An 18,120-nucleotide genomic window follows, 5' to 3' on the forward strand; every position below is an offset into this window, starting at 1 on the left:
CGATTGCGTCTGGGGAGGCTCGGGGTCCGGGTCAGAGCAGCGCGGCGCGCGGGCCGTCGGGCTGCTCGAGTCGGCGTTCCAGGATGGAGCGCGCGATCTCGGAGGACTCCTGGTCGGTCAGCCTCCGGAAGCCTTCGTCGGTGATGACGGTGACGATCGGATAGATGCGGCGGGCCACGTCCGGGCCGCCGGTCGCCGAGTCGTCGTCCGCCGCGTCGTACAGCGCCTGCACGACCAGGGTGAGGGCCTGCTCCTCCGTCAGGTCCTCGCGGTAGAGCTTCTTCATGGCGTTGCGGGCGAAGATCGAGCCGGAGCCGGTGGCGGCGTAGCCGGTCTCCTCGGAGCGGCCGCCCGTGACGTCGTAGGAGAAGATGCGGCCCTTCTCGCGGTCGACGTCGTATCCCGCGAAGAGGGGCACCACGGCGAGGCCCTGCATGGCCATGGCCAGGTTGCTGCGGATCATGGTGGAGAGCCGGTTGGCCTTGCCCTCCAGGGAGAGCTGTGCGCCCTCGACCTTCTCGAAGTGCTCCAGCTCCAGCTGGAACAGCTTGACCATCTCCACGGCCAGCCCGGCGGTGCCGGCGATGCCCACCGCGGAGTACTCGTCGGCCGGGAAGACCTTCTCGATGTCGCGCTGCGCGATCATGTTGCCCATGGTGGCGCGCCGGTCGCCGGCCAGGACCACGCCGCCGGGGAAGGACGCCGAGACGATGGTCGTCCCGTGCGGCGCCTCGATGGCCCCCTGGAGCGGCGGCAGGGTCCGGTTGCCCGGAAGCATCTCGGGCGACTGGTCGGACAGGAAGTCCATGAACGAGGACGAACCCGGCGTCAGGAAGGCAGCTGGTAGACGCCCGATGCTACGAGTGTTGGCTTCCACGCGTTTCCCTCCACGTATGCGGCTGCACGCCTTATGGCATCCGGCCGTTCCTTGAACTGCCCCAGGGCTGCGTCGCAGCTGAAGCACAGTACGCCACGGACCCTACCCGCCTCATGACAGTGATCCACATGCTCGGCCGGAGTGATTGGACAGATACGACACACGCCCTGCTGAGCCGCGATCAGCGCGTCCGGCCCGGCAGGAGCAGGGCCGTGCTGGCGCTTGAAGCGGCTGATCCGATTCCGCTCCGCGCCGCATGCGTCCGACGCCGGCGTTTCCGTGGCAGCGGCACCTGGCCCGGACCGAATCGCCCTTGGCCTCCTGACGCCGCCGGCAGTACTCGACGGAGCACTTCCGGCCATACGCCTGGAGGCCATCACGCATGGCCCTGTTACCGGGGAAGGACTGCCGCGGCAGAGTCTTCCGACAGCGGGAGCATTACCTCCCGGCGGGAGTTTCGGACATTCAGCCCTATTCCCCGCCTTTTTGAACAAATGACCTCACGAAATCCTCGGCGTTCTCTTCCAGGACGTCGTCGATCTCGTCCAGAACCGAGTCGACGTCGTCGCTCAGCTTTTCCTGGCGTTCCGCGAGGTCCTCGGATACCTGCGCGTCCTGCGCCTGCTCCTCGACCTCCTCGGTGGAACGCGTCGCCTTCTGCTGTCCGCCGCCGGTGTCCTTGGTCGCCATACAGCTCACCCCGCTCGGTTCGAAGCAATCGAAGCTCTTGATCAGACCCTACCCACGGGGTCCGACATTTGGCCCGGTAGTTGTTCAACGTCCGGGGCTCGGGTGATTGATTCCCAGCCCGGAGGCCTTTCAGCCGCCCGACAGCACACGGACCAGTTCCTGCGCTGTCCGGCAGCGGTCCAGCAGGTCCTTGACGTGTTCCTTCGTGCCGCGCAGCGGCTCCAGGGTGGGCACCCGCTGCAGGGAGTCGCGGTCCGGGAGGTCGAAGATCACCGAGTCCCAGGAGGCCGCCGCCACGTCGTCGGCGTACTGCTCCAGGCAGCGGCCGCGGAAGTAGGCCCTGGTGTCCTCCGGAGGCTTCGTACGGGCCCTGGTGACCTCGTCCTCGTCCAGGAGGCGCTTCATCTTCCCGCGGGCCGCCAGGCGGTTGTAGAGGCCCTTGTCGGGCCGTACGTCCGCGTACTGGAGGTCCACCAGATGCAGCCGGGGGGCGTCCCAGTCCAGCGCGTCGCGACGGCGGTAGCCCTCCATGAGCTCCCGCTTGGCGATCCAGTCCAGCTCACCCGACAGGCTCATCGGATCGGTCTCCAGCCGGTTGAGGGTGTCCTCCCAGCGGGTCAGGACGTCCTTGGTCTGCTCGTCGGCGTCCGCGCCGTAGCGCTCGTCGACGTACTTGCGGGCCAGCTCGAAGTACTCCATCTGCAACTGGACCGCGGTGAGTGTCCGGCCGCTGCGGAGCGTGATCAGCTGCCGCAGCTCCGGATCGTGGGAGACCTGGTGCAGGGTACGCACGGGCTGGTCGACCGCGAGATCGACGGTGATGAAGGCGTCCTCGATCATGGACAGCACCAGGGACGTGGTGCCGAGCTTGAGATAGGTGGAGATCTCCGAGAGGTTGGCGTCGCCGATGATCACATGGAGCCGGCGGTACTTCTCGGCGTCGGAGTGGGGCTCGTCCCGGGTGTTGATGATGGGGCGCTTGAGCGTGGTCTCCAGGCCGACCTCGACCTCGAAGTAGTCGGCGCGCTGACTGATCTGGAAGCCGTGCTCGTGGCCGTCCTGGCCGATGCCGACCCGGCCCGCCCCCGTGAAGACCTGGCGCGAGACGAAGAACGGCGTCAGATGGCGCACGATGTCCGAGAACGGCGTCTCCCGCTGCATGAGGTAGTTCTCGTGCGTGCCGTAGGAGGCGCCCTTGTTGTCGGTGTTGTTCTTGTAGAGGTGGATCGGCTGCGCGCCCGGGATGGCGGCCGCCCGCTCGGCGGCCTCCGCCATGATCCGCTCGCCGGCCTTGTCCCAGAGCACCGCGTCACGCGGATTGGTGATCTCGGGGGAGCTGTATTCGGGGTGCGCGTGGTCGACGTACAGCCGGGCACCGTTGGTGAGGATGACATTGGCCAGGCCGATGTCCTCGTCGGTGAGCTGACTGGAGTCGGCGGTCTCACGGGCGAGGTCGAAACCTCGCGCGTCACGCAGCGGGTTCTCCTCCTCGAAGTCCCAGCGGGCGCGTCGTGCCCGGTGCATCGCCGCCGCGTAGGCGTTCACGATCTGGGACGAGGTGAGCATGGCATTGGCGTTGGGGTGGCCGGGGACGGAGATCCCGTACTCCGTCTCGATGCCCATTACTCGCCGTACGGTCATGCGGCCCTCCTTGCCCGGCGTCGGTCCCGTCCGGGAGCGACGCTCAAGTACCGCTGCTGTGTCCGGTGCGTGTGCGGTGCCCGTCACCGCACTGCGCGACTCGGCGGTACCGCAGAGCCTAGAGCGCCTCTGCGCCGGTGGGGAGCTCCATTACGACATTGCTCCGGCATGGCCGGAACAGGGGAATGCGACCGGCTGCGGAGGCCCCTGGGGCTTCCGCAGCCGGTCCGCGCATTACAGGTACTGGCCGGTGTTGGCCACCGTATCGATGGAGCGCCCGGTGTCCGCGCCCTGCTTTCCGGTGACGAGTGTGCGGATGAAGACGATCCGCTCACCCTTCTTGCCGGAAATCCTGGCCCAGTCGTCCGGGTTCGTGGTGTTCGGCAGGTCCTCGTTCTCCTTGAACTCGTCCACGCAGGCCTGCAGGAGATGAGCGACCCGCAGCCCCTTCTGGCCCTGTTCCAGGAATGCCTTGATGGCCATTTTCTTTGCCCGGTCGACGATGTTCTGAATCATCGCGCCGGAGTTGAAGTCCTTGAAGTACAGGACTTCCTTGTCGCCGTTGGCGTACGTGACCTCGAGGAAGCGGTTCTCCTCGGACTCCGTGTACATCCGCTCCACGACGGACTGGATCATGGCGTGGGCGGCGGCCGGCCGGGAGCCGGAGTGCTCGGCCAGATCGTCCGCGTGCAGCGGGAGCGACGGGGTCAGGTACTTCGCGAAGATGTCCTTCGCCGCCTCGGCGTCCGGACGCTCGATCTTGATCTTCACATCGAGACGGCCGGGGCGCAGGATGGCGGGGTCGATCATGTCCTCGCGGTTGGAGGCGCCGATGACGATGACGTTCTCCAGGCCCTCCACCCCGTCGATCTCGGCGAGCAGCTGCGGGACGATGGTGTTCTCCACGTCCGAGCTGACGCCGCTGCCGCGGGTGCGGAAGAGGGACTCCATCTCGTCGAAGAAGACGATGACGGGGGTGCCCTCGCTCGCCTTCTCCCTCGCACGCTGGAAGACCAGGCGGATGTGCCGCTCGGTCTCGCCGACGTACTTGTTGAGGAGCTCGGGGCCCTTGATATTGAGGAAGTAGCTCTTCCCCGTGGGCTGCCCGGTGACCTCGGCGACCTTCTTGGCGAGCGAATTGGCGACGGCCTTGGCGATGAGGGTCTTGCCACAGCCGGGCGGACCGTAGAGCAGGATGCCCTTCGGCGGACGCAGCTCGTGCTCCTTGAAGAGGTCGGGGTGCAGATACGGAAGCTCGACCGCGTCGCGGATCAGCTCGATCTGGTCGCCCAGGCCGCCGATCCGCTCGTAGTCGATGTCCGGGACCTCTTCGAGGACGAGCTCCTCGACCTCGCTCTTGGGGACCACCTCGTAGACGTAACCCGACCTGGAGTCCAGGAGCAGGGCGTCGCCGGAGCGGATGGTGATGTCCAGCAGCGGCTCGGCGAGCCGCACCACCCTCTCCTCGTCGGTGTGCCCGACCACCAGGGCGCGCTCGCCGTCCTCAAGGATCTCCTTGAGGATGACGATGTCCCCGGCCCGCTCGTACTCCATGGCCTCGACCACGTTGAGCGCTTCGTTGAGCATGACCTCCTGGCCGCGCCGGAGGTCCTCGAGCTCGACGCTGGGGCTGACGTTCACCCGGAGCTTGCGGCCCCCGGTGAAGATGTCGCAGGTGCCGTCCTCGTTGCCTTGCAGGAAGACACCGAAGCCGGCCGGCGGCTGCGCGAGCCGGTCGACCTCCTCCTTGAGGGCCACGATCTGGTCACGCGCCTCACGGAGCGTGTTGGCGAGCCGCTCGTTCTGTGCGGACACGCCTGCCAGGTTCGTCTGCAACTCGACGATCCGCTCTTCGAGAACCCTCGTATGACGCGGAGAGTCGGCGAGCTTACGTCGCAGGACGGCGATTTCCTGCTCGAGATAGGCAACCTGGCCGGCTGGGTCCTCTGACCCTCGCGCGGGCCGGATGCCGCGGTTGATGTCGTCGTCGTGGGCTGCCACGGTCCTCACCTCCTCCATGGGGAGCTGGACGCTTCCTGACCCTACCTGGGTGGGTGGTGATTGAAACCCCTAGATCACAAAGACTGCGGGGTGTGTCCGATCTTCACCCTTGCGCTCTCCCTCACGTCAAGGGAATACCCACCCTTCGGCACCGGAAAGCCGCCGGTTGTATCGTCGAACCGTTCAACACCCGTCAGGGCTGGCTCCAATTGGTTCAGATACGCAGGAACGGCAGGACACATGACCGTGCAGCAGGACTCGCCGGGCGACAGTGACACGCAGGACCTGGAGGTCTGGATCGACCAGGACCTCTGTACGGGCGACGGCATCTGTGTGCAGTACGCCCCCGATGTCTTCGAGCTGGACATCGACGGCCTGGCGTATGTGAAGAGCGGCGACGACGAGCTCCTGCAGGACCCGGGGGCGACCACTCCGGTGCCGCTGCCGCTCCTCCAGGACGTCGTCGATTCGGCCAAGGAGTGCCCCGGGGACTGCATCCACGTGCGGCGCGTCAAGGACAGCGTCGAGGTGTACGGGCCGGACGCCGGCTAGCCGGTCGGGGCCGACCGCCCGGACACCGCGGGCGAGGCCCGCGGGACGCGCTCAGACGCTTCGGGCGAGGTCCCCGAGGGTGCGGACGAACGCCTTCCCCTTCCACCGCCAGGAGGCCTGTTCCTCCTGGTCGGGGCAGCAGCGGGGGACGTCGAGCGAGGAGTAGCCGAGCAGGGTCGCCGAGACGACCCCGTCGCGTACGGCGAAGTCCCCGACCGTCTTCCTGTCAGCGGGGTCCACCAGGGTCGCCACGACCCTGGGTGCGGCCCCGCTGCTCTGTGTCAGGACGTAGATGCCGCCGGGCGGGGTCCCCGATCCGGCGGCGCAGTGCACCACGGCGACGGTTTCCGGCCGCCCGTCGCCGTCGAGATCCCCGGAGGCCTTCTTCGCGACCGTCGTCCCGGCGCCGCCGCACTCCAGCGGGAAGTCCACACCGGCCGGGTCCGGGGCGGGCGCGGGGGCGCCGTGCTGGGTGGTGGTCCGCTGCCCGGGGGCCGTGGCGGTCGCGGTGGCCGTACGGGGCTGGAGCAGCCCGGCCAGTGCGACGACTCCCGCCATCGCCGCGGCCGTGGCGAGCCAGTGCACCGGCCTGGCGGCGGTGTGGGCGAGATCCGGGAGCGCGGAGGTCTGCACGCGGTATGTCTCCTGATGGTTCCTGGAAGCCCGGTGAGGGGGTGGGGAACACCCCTGAGGGGTGGCCAGCATCGTGCCACACCTCACATCCGGGTGGAACGGCGGGGGTCAACGAAAAGGCGCCGCCGCGCAGTTCCCCGGTCGGTCGGGGAACTGCGCGGCGGCGCCGGTGCGTTGTACGGATCAGCTACGGGAGGCGGCGGAGCCGCTCTGGCTGCCGGGTCCGTCGTAGTCGTCGCCGTAGGCGCCCTTGGACGGGCGGCGGCGGCGCAGCGGCGGCTCGACGCCGTCCGCGAGGCGGCGGGCGGTGACCAGGAAGCCGGTGTGGCCGATCATCCGGTGGTCGGGGCGGACGGCGAGGCCCTCCACGTGCCAGTTGCGGATCATCGACTCCCAGGGCTGTGGCTCGGCGAAGCAGCCGATCTCGCGGATGGATTCGACGGTGCGCGAGAGCTGGGTGGTGGTGGCGACGTAGGCGCAGAGGATGCCGCCGGGCACCAGGGCCTTGGAGACGGCCTCCAGGCACTCCCAGGGGGCGAGCATGTCCAGCACGACGCGGTCGACGTCGGTGTCGGAGAGATTGTCCTGGAGGTCGCCGACGGTCAGCTGCCAGGCGGGGTGCGGCGAGCCGAAGTAGCGCTCGACGTTCTGCTGGGCGATCTCGGCGAAGTCCTCGCGGCGCTCGTAGGAGTGCAGCATGCCCTGCTCACCGATGGCACGCAGCAGGAAGGTGCTGAGCGAGCCGGATCCGACCCCGGCCTCCACGACGCGGGCGCCGGGGAAGATGTCGGCGAAGGCCAGGATCTGGCCGGCGTCCTTGGGGTAGACCACGGCGGCGCCGCGGGGCATGGACAGGACGTAGTCGGGGAGCAGGGGGCGCAGCGCGAGATAGGCGACGTTTCCCGTGGTTCGGACAACACTGCCCTCGGGAGCACCGATCAGCTCGTCGTGCGGGAAAGAACCCTTGTGGGTGTGAAAGTTCTTTCCGGCTTCGAGCGTGAAGGTGTAGTGGCGTCCCTTGGGGTCGGTGAGCTGGACCTGGTCCCCGACCTTGAAGGGCCCACGTCGGCGGGCGGCACCGGTCGGTTCAGACATGTGACCAGCCTACCGGTGATTCCCGGGCCGCCGACCGCCCGGCCTTCCGGCCGGAGGAGGCCCTCAGGCGCCGGGGCGGGCCATGGCCTTGACGAAGGCGCGCTCCACGTCGGCGGTGGAGAGGACTCCGTAGATCTCGCCGGTCTCCTCGACTACCAGGTATTCGGTGGCGGGGGTGGCCTTGAGCCGGTCCAGGAGGGCTTCGCCGGCCAGTTCCGCGGGGACCTTCATGCCGTCGGTGAGGTCCTGGGCGAGGCCGCTGACGGCGACCCAGGGGCGGCGGTGTTCGGGGACGCCGACGATGGCGGCCTCGCGGACGACGCCCTTGGCGTTGCCCTGTCCGTCGACGACGACCAGGGCGCGGGCGCCCGCCTCGTTGGCCCGGCGCAGCGCTTCGGAGAGCGGGGTGGCCGATTCGACGGGGACGGCGCGGCGGGTCAGGGTGCGGGCCCGGAGGTCGGGCAGGTGCTCGCGGAGGCGGGCCACGCGCAGGCTGTTCCCGGCGCCGGTCCAGATGATGCCGGCCAGGATCGCGGCGAGCAGCGCGTCCATGACGGTCTCGACCCCGCCGATGTCCTGGGGTGAGCCGCCGAGCGTTCCGGTGTGGGTGAGCAGCGGCAGTCCGACGAGGACGACGACGGCGAGGCCGCGGCCGACCCAGGCGGCGGCGATGGTGCCGCTCATGGGCTTGCCGGTGATCTTCCAGACGACGGCGCGAAGCATCCGGCCGCCGTCGAGGGGCAGACCGGGCAGCAGGTTGAAGGCGGCCACGATGAGGTTGGAGATCATCAGGCCCGCGAGCAGGACACCGGGCACCGTGCCGGGCTCGACGAACTGCATCGCACCGTAGAAGACGCCGCCGAGGACCAGGGACAGGAGCGGTCCGACGAAGGCGAGGACGAACTCGCGGCCGGGCGTCTCGCTCTCCTTCTCGATCTCCGAGACGCCGCCGAAGAACTGGAGCTGGATGCGGCGGACCGGGAGCTTGTAGCGCAGGGCGGCGACCGTGTGGGCCAGTTCGTGGACGAGCACGGAGGCGTAGAAGGCGATGGCGAAGAACAGGGCGACGAGGTAGCGGGCGCCGCCCAGCTCGGGCAGCACGCGGTCGAGCTGGCCGCCGAACACCCAGGTGATCAGCGCGGCGACGACGAACCAGCTGGGGGCGACGTAGACGGGCACGCCGAAGGGACGGCCCATGAGCAGGCCGCCGCCCGGTTCCGCGGGGCGTTTCGGCCGGCCGTTGTCGGGGTCGGTGCCGGGGGCCGTTCCCCCTGCGCCGGGCTGCGGCCGCCCGCTGTCGCCGCTGTCGTCCACGGGGTCCCTTCGGTTCGGTGAGTGGCCTTTGCCACGATCATGCAGTGTGCGAGGGTCTGCCGTCGATGGTATGCCGCTCGCTGTCAGTGGCGGGCCGTAGGGTCTTCAGACATGACTTCCGTGCCGCGGCCGCCTCAGCCGCCTTCGTCCCTGTCGCCGTCGCGGGCGAGCGATTTCATGCAGTGTCCCTTGCTCTACCGTTTCCGGGTCATCGACAAGCTGCCGGAGAAGCCCAGCGAGGCCGCTACCCGCGGCACGCTGGTCCATGCGGTGCTGGAGCGGCTCTTCGACGCCCCGGCGGCCGACCGTACGGCGCCGCGGGCGCGGGCGCTGATTCCCGGCCAGTGGGACCGGCTGCTGGAGTCGAAGCCGGAGCTGACCGAGCTGTTCGCCGGGGACACCGGGGGCGAGCGCCTGACGCGCTGGCTGGGTGAGGCGGAGCGGTTGGTGGAGCGGTGGTTCTCGCTGGAGGACCCGACGCGTCTTGAGCCGGCGGAGCGCGAGATGTTCGTCGAGACGGAGCTGGAGTCGGGGCTGCGGCTGCGCGGGGTGATCGACCGGGTGGACGTCGCGCCGAGCGGCGAGGTCCGGATCGTCGACTACAAGACGGGGAAGGCGCCGCGACCGGAGTATTCCGAGGGGCCGCTGTTCCAGATGACGTTCTACGCGCTGGTGATCTGGCGGCTGAAAGGCGTCGTGCCGCGCCGCCTCCAGCTGGTCTACCTGGGCAGCGGGGACGTGCTGACGTACGACCCGGTGGTGGCGGACCTGGAGCGGGTGGAGCGCAAGCTGCTGGCGCTGTGGGACGCGATCGCGCTGGCGACACGGACCGGTGACTGGCGGCCCCGGCCGACGAAGCTGTGCGGCTGGTGCGACCACCAGGCGGTGTGTCCGGAATTCGGCGGGACTCCCCCGGTCTACCCGCTGGCGGTCCGCCCGGCGGGTTCGGATGAGGATGGCCAGGGCAGAATGGGACCGGTCCAGGCCGAGGCCGGCCGAGCCGTGGCCCTTGAGGGCCCTTAAGGAGTTCCTGTGGCGATCCGCGTCCTTCTGGTCGATGACCAGCCTCTGCTGCGCACCGGTTTCCGGATGATTCTGGAGGCCGAAGGTGATCTGGCGGTGGTCGGTGAGGCCGGTGACGGTCTGCAGGCCATCGATCAGGTGCGGGCGTTGCAGCCCGATGTGGTGCTGATGGACATCCGGATGCCGCGGATGGACGGGGTGGAGGCGACCCGTCAGATCACCGGCCCCGGCAAGGACGGCCCGGCGAAGGTGCTGGTGCTGACCACTTTCGATCTCGACGAGTACGTGGTGGAGGCGCTGCGTGCGGGGGCGAGCGGCTTCCTGCTGAAGGACGCGCCGGCGGCGGAGCTGGTGCAGGCGATCCGGGTGGTGGCGGCGGGCGAGGCGATGCTCGCGCCGAGCATCACGCGCCGGCTGCTGGACAAGTACGCGGATCATCTGCCGTCCGGTGAGGATCCGGTTCCGGACGCCCTGCACACGTTGACGGACCGTGAGGTCGAGGTGCTGAAGCTGGTGGCGCGGGGGCTGTCCAACGCGGAGGTCGCGGCGGATCTGTTCGTCAGCGAGACGACGGTGAAGACGCATGTGGGCCATGTGCTCACGAAGTTGGGCCTGCGCGACCGGGTGCAGGCCGCGGTGTACGCGTACGAGAGCGGGCTGGTGCGCCCCGGCGCGCAGTAGCGGCCCCGGCAGCGGTTCTCCGTATACGACGAACAGCGGTTCTCCGCATACGACGAAGCCGCACAGCAACGAATCCGCATACGACGAAGCCGTCCGGCCCGTCCCGTCCTGTTGGCTCAGGAGGGGCGGGCCGGACGGCTTCGGTGGTCCGGGAAATGGCCCGAAGGTGGCCCGGAAGTGGGCCGGAATCAGGCGCTGGGCCGGTTGAGCTCCCAGAGCTGGAGCTCGGAGGTGGCGCTGACGGACCGTTCCACTCCGGCGATCCCGTCTCGGGAGGCCACGTACTGCTTGCCCTGCCAGATCGGGAGCACCGGCACGTCGGTGGCGACGATGTCCTGGAGCTTCTTGTAGGTGGCGGCGGCGGCGGTGCGGTCGGCCTCGCGGCGGGACTGCGGGATGAGGACCTCCTGCGCCTCGCGCGAGCGGTAGGGCGAGTTGAGGAAGTTGTTCTCGTCCAGGAAGGGCGCGGTGTAGTTGTCCGGGTCCGGGAAGTCGGGGAACCAGCCCATGCCGTAGGCCGCGTAGTCGCCGCGCTTCTGCTCGGGGCGGTACGTCGACCACTCCTTGCCCTGGACGGAGACGTCGAAGAGTCCGGAGCTGTTCAGCTGCTTCCGGATCGCCTTGAACTCCTCGGCGGTGGCCGAGCCGTAGTGGTCGTCGGTGTAGTGCAGGGTGAACTTCACCGGCGTCTCGACCCCGGCGTCGCGGAGGATCGTAGCGGCCTTGGCGGTGCTGGGCTCGCCGTACTTGTTGAAGAAGGCGTTGGTGTGCCCGGCGATGCTGGACGGGATCAGCGAGTAGAGCGGTTCGGCGGTGGTGCCGTACACCTCGCCGGCGATCTCGCCCCGGTCGATGATCTGCGCCATGGCCTGCCGGACGGGCTTGTCGACCACGGGGTCCTTGGTGTCGAACCCGAGGTAGCTGATGGCCAGGCCGGGCATCTCGGTGAGCTCGATGCCTTCCTTCGGCTTCACGAGCATGTCGTGGGCCTGCTCGGGCGACATCGCCCGGGTCATCATGTGGATCTTCTTCTCGTCGAGCGCCCGGCCCATGGCCTCGGCGTCGGGGAAGAGGGCCATCTCGACCTTGTCGTTGAGCACCTTCAGCTCACCCTTGTACAGGGGGTTCCTGGTGAAGGCGATCTTGACGACCCGGCCGTCCTGGACCTGCGGCTTCATGGTGTACGGGCCGGAGCCGTTCACCTGGAAGCCGGCACGGGCCTCCTTCGCCGGGTACTGGTCCTTCGGGACGATGCCGGCGGCGGGGGTGGCGAGCTTGTACGGGAAGGTCGCGTCCGGCGTGTTCAGGTGGAAGATCACCTGGTCCTCGCCCTTGGTCTCGATCATGTCGATGTTGGCGAGCAGGCCGACCGGCCCGCTGTCCGAGTCGATGTCGATGACGCGCTGGATGGAGTGCTTCACGTCCTCGGCAGTGACGGGCGTGCCGTCGGCGAAGGTGAGCCCCTTCCGCAGGGTGCAGCGGTAGCTCTCGTTCGCGGTGTCGGTGAAGGTGCAGCTGCGGGCGGCCTCGGGCACCGGCGCGCCGCCGCCGCCCGGCACCGCGGTCAGGGTCTGCACGGTCTGCCGCAGGACGTTCCAGACGCCCGCTTCGTAGCCGATGGCCGGGTCGAGCGGCGCGGGGTTCTCCTGGGAGGCCACGAGCTGGTCCGTGGTGCCGACGACGATGGCTCCCTTGCCACCGGCGCCGCTGACCGTGCTGCCACAGGCGGCCAGCACGGGGGCGAGCAGGCCGACGACGGCCGGCAGCACCAGGGTCTTGCGGTTCATCTGGACGTTCTCCCTCATCCCGGCAGGTGAGGAATCAAAGTTAGTAGCCGCGGGTGGCCCCTCCGACCGTCCGGAGGGGTGCTCGCATTCCCCCGGCGGCCGGAAGGGGGAGACATATGATCATCATTACGGACAGCTCACCCGATCCCGGCGGACTTCCAGAGGCTTTCGGGTGAGGAAGGTCACCTGTCCTCCCTCTTCACATATGTCCCTCGTGGCTGATTCACATCCACGGAATACTGCCGGAACTCGCACGGAGGGAGCTGAGGATCCGCTGTCCGTTCCCCGACGCACCCCTCGGTGAGTGTGCGCGTCCGTGCGGGTCAGCCCGTTCCGCCCGCTCCGGTGATGAGCTTGCGCAGGAAGGCGAGGTCGACCTCTTCGAGGGAGCCGACGACCACACGTCCGGCCGCGGGCGCGATGGGGGCGACGGACGGCACGGCGACGACCCGGCATCCGGCGGCCTCGGCGGCGGCGACGCCGGTCGCGGTGTCCTCGATGACGGCGCAGCGCCAGGGGTCGGCGCCGAAGCCCGCGGCGGCGGTGAGGTAGGGCTCGGGGTGGGGCTTGGTGCGGGCGACCTCGTCCCCGGCGACCGTGAGCGCGAAGTGGTGACGGCCCACAGATTCCAGCACCCGGTCGATGATCCGGCGGTGGGAGGCCGAGACGAGCGCGGTGGGCACCTCGTAGGCGCCCAGCTCGGCGAGCAGCTGTTCGGCCCCCGGCATCAGGGGCACCCCGCGCACGATGCGCTTCTCGAAGCCGTCGTTGAGCAGCACGGTCAGCTCGTCCAGCCGGATGTCGGCGCCGGTGACGTCGATGAGGTAGGCGGCACTGCGGGTCATCGGTCCGCCGACGACCACGTCCCGCCAGGACTCGTCCAGCCGGTGGCCGAGACCGGCGAACACCTCTTTCTCGACGTCCCACCAGAAGCCCTCGGTATCGACCAGGGTTCCGTCCATGTCGAGAAGGACCGCCTGCAGGGCGGCGCCTTCGGCCGTGCGGGTCAAGGACGCGGGGACCGTACTGGTCATCCGGCACACCTTCCGTAAGGGACGAGAAGGCCGGCCGCCATTCCCGAAAAGCGGGAGGGCGACCGGCCTGCACTGGACCGACCAGTGTACGACGTGTCCGGCCACGGTGCGCGGAGGGCGCGAGTCCGTGGCGGGAGTACGGGGCTACCGGGCGTTGAAGTACTTCGCCTCGGGGTGGTGGATGACGATGGCGTCGGTGGACTGCTCCGGGTGGAGCTGGAACTCCTCGGAGAGGTGCACGCCGATCCGCTCCGGCTGCAGGAGGTCGGCGATCTTGGCCCGGTCCTCCAGGTCCGGGCACGCCCCGTAACCGAGCGAGAACCGCGCGCCGCGGTACTTCAGCGCGAACATGTCCTCGACGTCCGCCGGGTCCTCGCCCGCGAAGCCGAGCTCGCTGCGGACCCGGGCGTGCCAGTACTCGGCGAGCGCCTCGGCGAGCTGGACGGACAGGCCGTGCAGCTCCAGGTAGTCGCGGTAGGAGTTGGCGGCGAACAGCTCGGCGGTGGCTTCGCCGATCCGGGAGCCGACGGTGACGATCTGAAGGCCGATGACGTCCGTCTCGCCGGACTCCTCGGGGCGGAAGAAGTCGGCGAGGCAGAGGCGGCGGCCGCGGCGCTGGCGCGGGAAGGTGAAGCGGGTGCGCTCGGAGCCGTCCTCGTGCAGGAGGACCAGGTCGTCACCCTTGGCGACGCAGGGGAAGTAGCCGTAGACGACGGCGGCTTCCAGGAGGTTGTTGGACTGGAGGTGGTCGAGCCAGCCGCGCAGGTGCGGGCGTCCCTCGGTCTCCACCAGTTCCTCGTACGTCGGTCCGTCGCCGGTCCGGTTCTGCTTGAGGCCCCACTGGCCCTTGAACAGGGCGCCCTCGTCGAGCCAGGAGGCGTAGTCCTTGAGCGGGATGCCCTTGATGACGCGGGTGCCCCGGAAGGGCGGCTCGGGGACCGGGTTGGTGGTGGAGACGTCCGAGCGCGCCGAGCCCTCGGGCTCCTCGACCTCCAGCACGGGGGCGTCCCGCTTGGGGACCCTGCGCTGCTTGAGCTCGGGCAGGACCGCGCCCGGCACACCGCGCTTGACGCCGATGAGCGCGTCCATGAGGCGCAGGCCCTCGAAGGCGTCGCGGGCGTAGCGGACCTCGCCCTCGTAGATCTCGTGCAGGTCCTGCTCGACGTAGGCCCTGGTCAGCGCGGCGCCACCGAGGATCACCGGGAAGTCGGCGGCCATCTTGCGCTGGTTGAGCTCCTGGAGGTTCTCCTTCATGATCACGGTCGACTTCACCAGGAGACCGGACATGCCGATGACGTCGGCGCGGTGCTCCTCGGCGGCTTCCAGGATCGCGGAGACGGGCTGCTTGATGCCGAGGTTGACGACGTTGTAGCCGTTGTTGGAGAGGATGATGTCGACGAGGTTCTTGCCGATGTCGTGGACGTCGCCGCGGACGGTGGCGAGCACGATCGTGCCCTTGCCGTCGTCGTCGGTCTTCTCCATGTGCGGCTCCAGGTGGGCCACCGCGCTCTTCATGACCTCGGCGGACTGGAGGACGAACGGCAGCTGCATCTGGCCGGAGCCGAACAGCTCGCCGACCACCTTCATGCCTTCCAGCAGCGTGTTGTTCACGATGTCCAGGGCCGGGGTGTCCTGGAGGGCCTCGTCGAGGTCGGCCTCCAGGCCGTTCTTCTCGCCGTCGATGATGCGGCGCTGGAGGCGCTCGTCCAGCGGCAGGGCCATCAGCTCCTCGGCCTTGCCCGCCTTCATCGACTTCATGTTGACGCCCTCGAAGAGCTCCATGAGCTTCTGGAGGGGGTCGTAGCCTTCGGCGCGGCGGTCGTAGATGAGGTCGAGGGCGACCTTGACCTGCTCCTCCTCCAGCCGGGCGATCGGCAGGATCTTCGAGGCGTGCACGATCGCGGAGTCCAGGCCCGCCTTGACGCACTCGTCGAGGAAGACGGAGTTCAGCACGACGCGCGCGGCCGGGTTCAGGCCGAAGGAGATGTTGGAGAGGCCCAGTGTGGTCTGGACGTCCGGGTGGCGCTTCTTCAGCTCGCGGATCGCCCCGATGGTGGCGATGCCGTCGCCGCGGGACTCCTCCTGGCCGGTGCAGATGGTGAAGGTCAGGGTGTCGATGAGGATGTCGGACTCGTGGATGCCCCAGTTGGTGGTGAGGTCCTCGATCAGCCGCTCGGCGATGGCGACCTTGTGCTCGATCGTGCGGGCCTGGCCCTCCTCGTCGATCGTCAGCGCGATCAGGGCGGCGCCGTGCTCGGAGGCCAGGGCGCTGACCTGCGCGAAGCGGGACTCGGGGCCGTCGCCGTCCTCGTAGTTCACCGAGTTCAGCACGGCCCGGCCGCCGAGCTTCTCCAGGCCGGCGCGCAGAACGGGCAGCTCGGTGGAGTCCAGCACGACCGGGAGGGTGGAGGCGGTCGCGAAGCGTCCGGCCAGCTCCGCCATGTCGGCGACGCCGTCGCGGCCCACGTAGTCGACGCAGAGGTCGAGCATGTGCGCGCCCTCGCGGATCTGGTCACGGGCCATCTCCACGCAGTCGTCCCAGCGGGCCTCCAGCATGGCCTCGCGGAACTTCTTGGAGCCGTTGGCGTTGGTCCGCTCCCCGATCGCCAGGTAGGCGGTGTCCTGGCGGAAGGGGATCGTCTGGTAGAGGGAGGCCGCGCCGGGCTCGGGGCGCGGGTTCCGCTCGGCCGGCGTGAGGCCGCGGGCCCGCTCGACGACGGCCCGCAGGTGCTCGGGGGTCGTACCGCAGCAGCCGCCGATGAGGGAGAGGCCGTAGTCCCGGACGAAGTTCTCCTGGGAGTCGGCGAGACCGTCGGGGCCGAGCGGGAAGTGCGCGCCGTCCTTGGTGAGGACGGGCAGGCCGGCGTTGGGCATGCACATCAGGGGCGTACGGGAGTGGCGGGCGAGGTAGCGCAGGTGCTCGCTCATCTCGTCCGGGCCGGTCGAGCAGTTCAGACCGATCAGGTCGATGCCCAGCGGCTCCAGGGCGGTCAGGGCGGCGCCGATCTCGGAGCCCAGAAGCATGACGCCGGTGGTCTCGAAGGCGAGGGAGCAGATCAGGGGCACGTCGACACCGAGGGCGTCCATCGCCCGGCGCGCGCCGATGATGCTGGACTTGGTCTGCAGCAGGTCCTGGGTGGTCTCGACGATCAGGGCGTCCGAGCCGCCCGCGAGGAGACCCTCGGCGTTCTTCTGATAGCCGTCGCGCAGGACGTCGTACGTGATGTGGCCCAGCGAGGGCAGCTTGGTGCCGGGGCCGATCGAGCCGAGGACCCAGCGCTGCCGGCCGTCCTTCTCCGCGAACTCGTCCGCGACCTCGCGGGCGATCCGGGCGCCCGACTCGGAGAGCTCGAAGATCCGGTCGGCGATCTCGTACTCGTTGGCGGCGGAGTGGTTCGCGCCGAAGGTGTTGGTCTCGACGCAGTCGACGCCGACCGCGAAGTACTCCTCGTGGACGGAGCGCACGATGTCGGGCCGGGTGATGTTCAGGATCTCGTTGCAGCCTTCGAGGTTCTCGAAGTCCTCCAGCGTGGGGTCCTGTGCCTGGAGCATGGTGCCCATCGCCCCGTCGGCCACCACCACGCGGGTGGCGAGTGCCTCTCGGAGTGCGTCTGCGCGGGTCCGGCTGTCGGCGGCGGATGTCGGCAACGAGGCCATGGATGATCTCCCAGGGATGCGACGGCTGTCGGCTTTGCGTCCTTCTTGGGGAAGGCGCACCCCGCCAGCGTAGCCGGACGGGGCCCGGGGGCGTAGGTGCGTCCATGAGACGGACTGCATGCTGTGCGGGGTGCGGCGTGTGTGGCCCGGTGGCGACACTTTCCCCCGGAGTCCGGCGAAGGTCGGCATCGACCGATAGTGTTCAGCATTGTCGAACCGAGGTGGAGGAGTACGGCGCGATGGCCAAGAACATCCAGTCGCTGGAGCGGGCGGCCGCGATGCTGCGTCTGCTGGCGGGCGGCGAGCGCCGGCTCGGGCTCTCCGACATCGCCTCCTCACTGGGGCTGGCCAAGGGCACCGCGCACGGCATTCTGCGCACCCTCCAGCTGGAGGGCTTCGTCGAGCAGGACGCGGCGTCGGGGCGCTACCAGCTGGGCGCTGAGCTGCTGCGGCTGGGCAACAGCTATCTGGACGTCCACGAGCTGCGGGCGCGCGCCCTGGTCTGGACGGACGACCTGGCCCGCTCCAGCGGCGAGAGCGTCCACCTCGGGGTGCTGCACCAGCACGGCGTGCTGATCGTCCACCACGTCTTCCGGCCCGACGACAGCCGCCAGGTGCTGGAGGTCGGGGCCATGCAGCCGCTGCACTCCACGGCGCTGGGCAAGGTGCTGTCCGCGTACGACCCGGTGGCCCACAGCGAGGTCATGGAGGCGGAGCGCCGCTCCTTCACCGGGCGTACCGTCACCGCCGCCGACGAGTTCGAGGCGATGCTCGACCTGATCCGGGCCCGGGGCTGGGCCGCCGACGCCGAGGAGACCTGGGAGGGCGTCGCCGCCGTGTCCGCCCCGGTCCACGACCGGCGCAGGATGCCGGTGGGCGCGGTGGCCGTGACGGGCGCGGTGGAGCGGGTGGCCCCGGGCGGCACGCTGCGCCCCGAGCTGATCGCTGCCGTACGGGACTGCGCCCGCGCGGTCTCCCGGGATCTGGGCGCCGGCCGCTTCTGACGGTCCGCGCGGCCCGCACGGCCCGCTACCGGTCCCGCGCTCCCCACCCCGCGTACCGGACCATCGCCCGGCCCCGTGCTCCCCACGCCCTCCGTACCGGACCCGCCCCGGCGCTCCCGGCCCTGCGTACC

Annotated in this window: 15 protein-coding genes; 4 read left to right on the forward strand and 11 right to left on the reverse strand. The window is 69.5% G+C overall.

Annotated elements, in window-relative coordinates:
* Positions 1–31: 31 nt before the first annotated feature.
* The 5 genes from prcB to arc form a co-directional block, all read right to left on the reverse strand.
* Positions 32–877, reverse strand: coding sequence for a proteasome subunit beta (prcB, locus tag ACGF2Y_RS09925; RefSeq protein ID WP_392944694.1), 846 nt, complete (start codon positions 875–877; stop codon positions 32–34).
* Positions 829–1,254 carry an endonuclease VII domain-containing protein gene (locus ACGF2Y_RS09930; protein ID WP_392944768.1) on the reverse strand — a complete coding sequence of 142 codons (426 nt, stop codon included), beginning with the start codon at positions 1,252–1,254 and terminating at the stop codon, positions 829–831. Before ACGF2Y_RS09930 ends, prcB begins: the two co-directional genes overlap by 49 nt.
* Positions 1,255–1,348: 94 nt before the next feature.
* A complete protein-coding gene (locus ACGF2Y_RS09935; protein ID WP_392944696.1) occupies positions 1,349–1,567 on the reverse strand; it encodes a ubiquitin-like protein Pup in 219 nt (72 codons plus the stop codon).
* 129 nt (positions 1,568–1,696) lie between these two features.
* Positions 1,697–3,208 carry a depupylase/deamidase Dop gene (gene dop / locus ACGF2Y_RS09940; RefSeq protein ID WP_392944698.1) on the reverse strand — a complete coding sequence of 504 codons (1,512 nt, stop codon included), beginning with the start codon at positions 3,206–3,208 and terminating at the stop codon, positions 1,697–1,699.
* 234 nt (positions 3,209–3,442) lie between these two features.
* Positions 3,443–5,209, reverse strand: coding sequence for a proteasome ATPase (gene arc, locus ACGF2Y_RS09945; RefSeq protein ID WP_392944700.1), 1,767 nt, complete (start codon positions 5,207–5,209; stop codon positions 3,443–3,445).
* 240 nt (positions 5,210–5,449) lie between these two features.
* On the opposite strand from arc, the gene ACGF2Y_RS09950 reads away from it, so the two are divergent.
* Positions 5,450–5,761, forward strand: a complete 312-nt coding sequence (locus ACGF2Y_RS09950) for a ferredoxin (RefSeq protein ID WP_392944702.1) — start codon at positions 5,450–5,452, stop codon at positions 5,759–5,761.
* Positions 5,762–5,812: 51 nt separating this feature from the next.
* On the opposite strand, the gene ACGF2Y_RS09955 is transcribed toward ACGF2Y_RS09950, so the two are convergent.
* The 3 genes from ACGF2Y_RS09955 to ACGF2Y_RS09965 form a co-directional block, all read right to left on the reverse strand.
* Positions 5,813–6,394 (reverse strand): hypothetical protein, encoded by a 582-nt coding sequence (locus ACGF2Y_RS09955; protein ID WP_392944704.1) that lies wholly within the window; start codon positions 6,392–6,394, stop codon positions 5,813–5,815.
* A 183-nt stretch (positions 6,395–6,577) separates the two neighbouring features.
* Positions 6,578–7,489: a tRNA (adenine-N1)-methyltransferase gene (locus tag ACGF2Y_RS09960; protein ID WP_030583650.1), complete on the reverse strand. Its 912-nt coding sequence runs from the start codon at positions 7,487–7,489 to the stop codon at positions 6,578–6,580.
* Between the two features lie 63 nt (positions 7,490–7,552).
* On the reverse strand, positions 7,553–8,803 hold the full coding sequence (locus ACGF2Y_RS09965) for a site-2 protease family protein (protein ID WP_392944706.1): 1,251 nt from the start codon (positions 8,801–8,803) through the stop codon (positions 7,553–7,555).
* Positions 8,804–8,980: 177 nt separating this feature from the next.
* On the opposite strand from ACGF2Y_RS09965, the gene ACGF2Y_RS09970 reads away from it, so the two are divergent.
* Positions 8,981–9,826, forward strand: a complete 846-nt coding sequence (locus ACGF2Y_RS09970; RefSeq protein WP_392944708.1) for a RecB family exonuclease — start codon at positions 8,981–8,983, stop codon at positions 9,824–9,826.
* 9 nt (positions 9,827–9,835) lie between these two features.
* Positions 9,836–10,507: a response regulator gene (locus tag ACGF2Y_RS09975; protein ID WP_392944710.1), complete on the forward strand. Its 672-nt coding sequence runs from the start codon at positions 9,836–9,838 to the stop codon at positions 10,505–10,507.
* 188 nt (positions 10,508–10,695) lie between these two features.
* On the opposite strand, the gene ACGF2Y_RS09980 is transcribed toward ACGF2Y_RS09975, so the two are convergent.
* From ACGF2Y_RS09980 to metH, 3 genes are all read right to left on the reverse strand, one after another.
* Positions 10,696–12,294, reverse strand: coding sequence for an ABC transporter substrate-binding protein (locus tag ACGF2Y_RS09980; RefSeq protein ID WP_392944712.1), 1,599 nt, complete (start codon positions 12,292–12,294; stop codon positions 10,696–10,698).
* Between the two features lie 323 nt (positions 12,295–12,617).
* Positions 12,618–13,328: an HAD family hydrolase gene (locus ACGF2Y_RS09985; protein WP_392944714.1), complete on the reverse strand. Its 711-nt coding sequence runs from the start codon at positions 13,326–13,328 to the stop codon at positions 12,618–12,620.
* Between the two features lie 144 nt (positions 13,329–13,472).
* On the reverse strand, positions 13,473–16,985 hold the full coding sequence (gene metH, locus ACGF2Y_RS09990; protein WP_392944716.1) for a methionine synthase: 3,513 nt from the start codon (positions 16,983–16,985) through the stop codon (positions 13,473–13,475).
* 239 nt (positions 16,986–17,224) lie between these two features.
* On the opposite strand from metH, the gene ACGF2Y_RS09995 reads away from it, so the two are divergent.
* Positions 17,225–17,989, forward strand: coding sequence for an IclR family transcriptional regulator (locus tag ACGF2Y_RS09995; RefSeq protein ID WP_392944718.1), 765 nt, complete (start codon positions 17,225–17,227; stop codon positions 17,987–17,989).
* Positions 17,990–18,120 lie beyond the last annotated feature (131 nt).

Origin of the sequence: Streptomyces sp. NPDC048142, from assembly GCF_043202835.1 — a bacterium.
Classification (GTDB): domain Bacteria; phylum Actinomycetota; class Actinomycetes; order Streptomycetales; family Streptomycetaceae; genus Streptomyces.

Excerpts from the sequence above, each read along its gene's own strand:
- ACGF2Y_RS09930 (WP_392944768.1), bottom strand. The coding sequence starts at position 1,254 with ATGGCCTCCAGGCGTATGGCCGGAAGTGCTCCGTCGAGTACTGCCGGC.
- ACGF2Y_RS09935 (WP_392944696.1), bottom strand. The coding sequence starts at position 1,567 with ATGGCGACCAAGGACACCGGCGGCGGACAGCAGAAGGCGACGCGTTCC.
- dop (WP_392944698.1), bottom strand. The coding sequence starts at position 3,208 with ATGACCGTACGGCGAGTAATGGGCATCGAGACGGAGTACGGGATCTCC.
- ACGF2Y_RS09950 (WP_392944702.1), top strand. The coding sequence starts at position 5,450 with ATGACCGTGCAGCAGGACTCGCCGGGCGACAGTGACACGCAGGACCTG.
- ACGF2Y_RS09960 (WP_030583650.1), bottom strand. The coding sequence starts at position 7,489 with ATGTCTGAACCGACCGGTGCCGCCCGCCGACGTGGGCCCTTCAAGGTC.
- ACGF2Y_RS09970 (WP_392944708.1), top strand. The coding sequence starts at position 8,981 with ATGCAGTGTCCCTTGCTCTACCGTTTCCGGGTCATCGACAAGCTGCCG.
- ACGF2Y_RS09980 (WP_392944712.1), bottom strand. The coding sequence starts at position 12,294 with ATGAACCGCAAGACCCTGGTGCTGCCGGCCGTCGTCGGCCTGCTCGCC.
- ACGF2Y_RS09985 (WP_392944714.1), bottom strand. The coding sequence starts at position 13,328 with ATGACCAGTACGGTCCCCGCGTCCTTGACCCGCACGGCCGAAGGCGCC.
- metH (WP_392944716.1), bottom strand. The coding sequence starts at position 16,985 with ATGGCCTCGTTGCCGACATCCGCCGCCGACAGCCGGACCCGCGCAGAC.
- ACGF2Y_RS09995 (WP_392944718.1), top strand. The coding sequence starts at position 17,225 with ATGGCCAAGAACATCCAGTCGCTGGAGCGGGCGGCCGCGATGCTGCGT.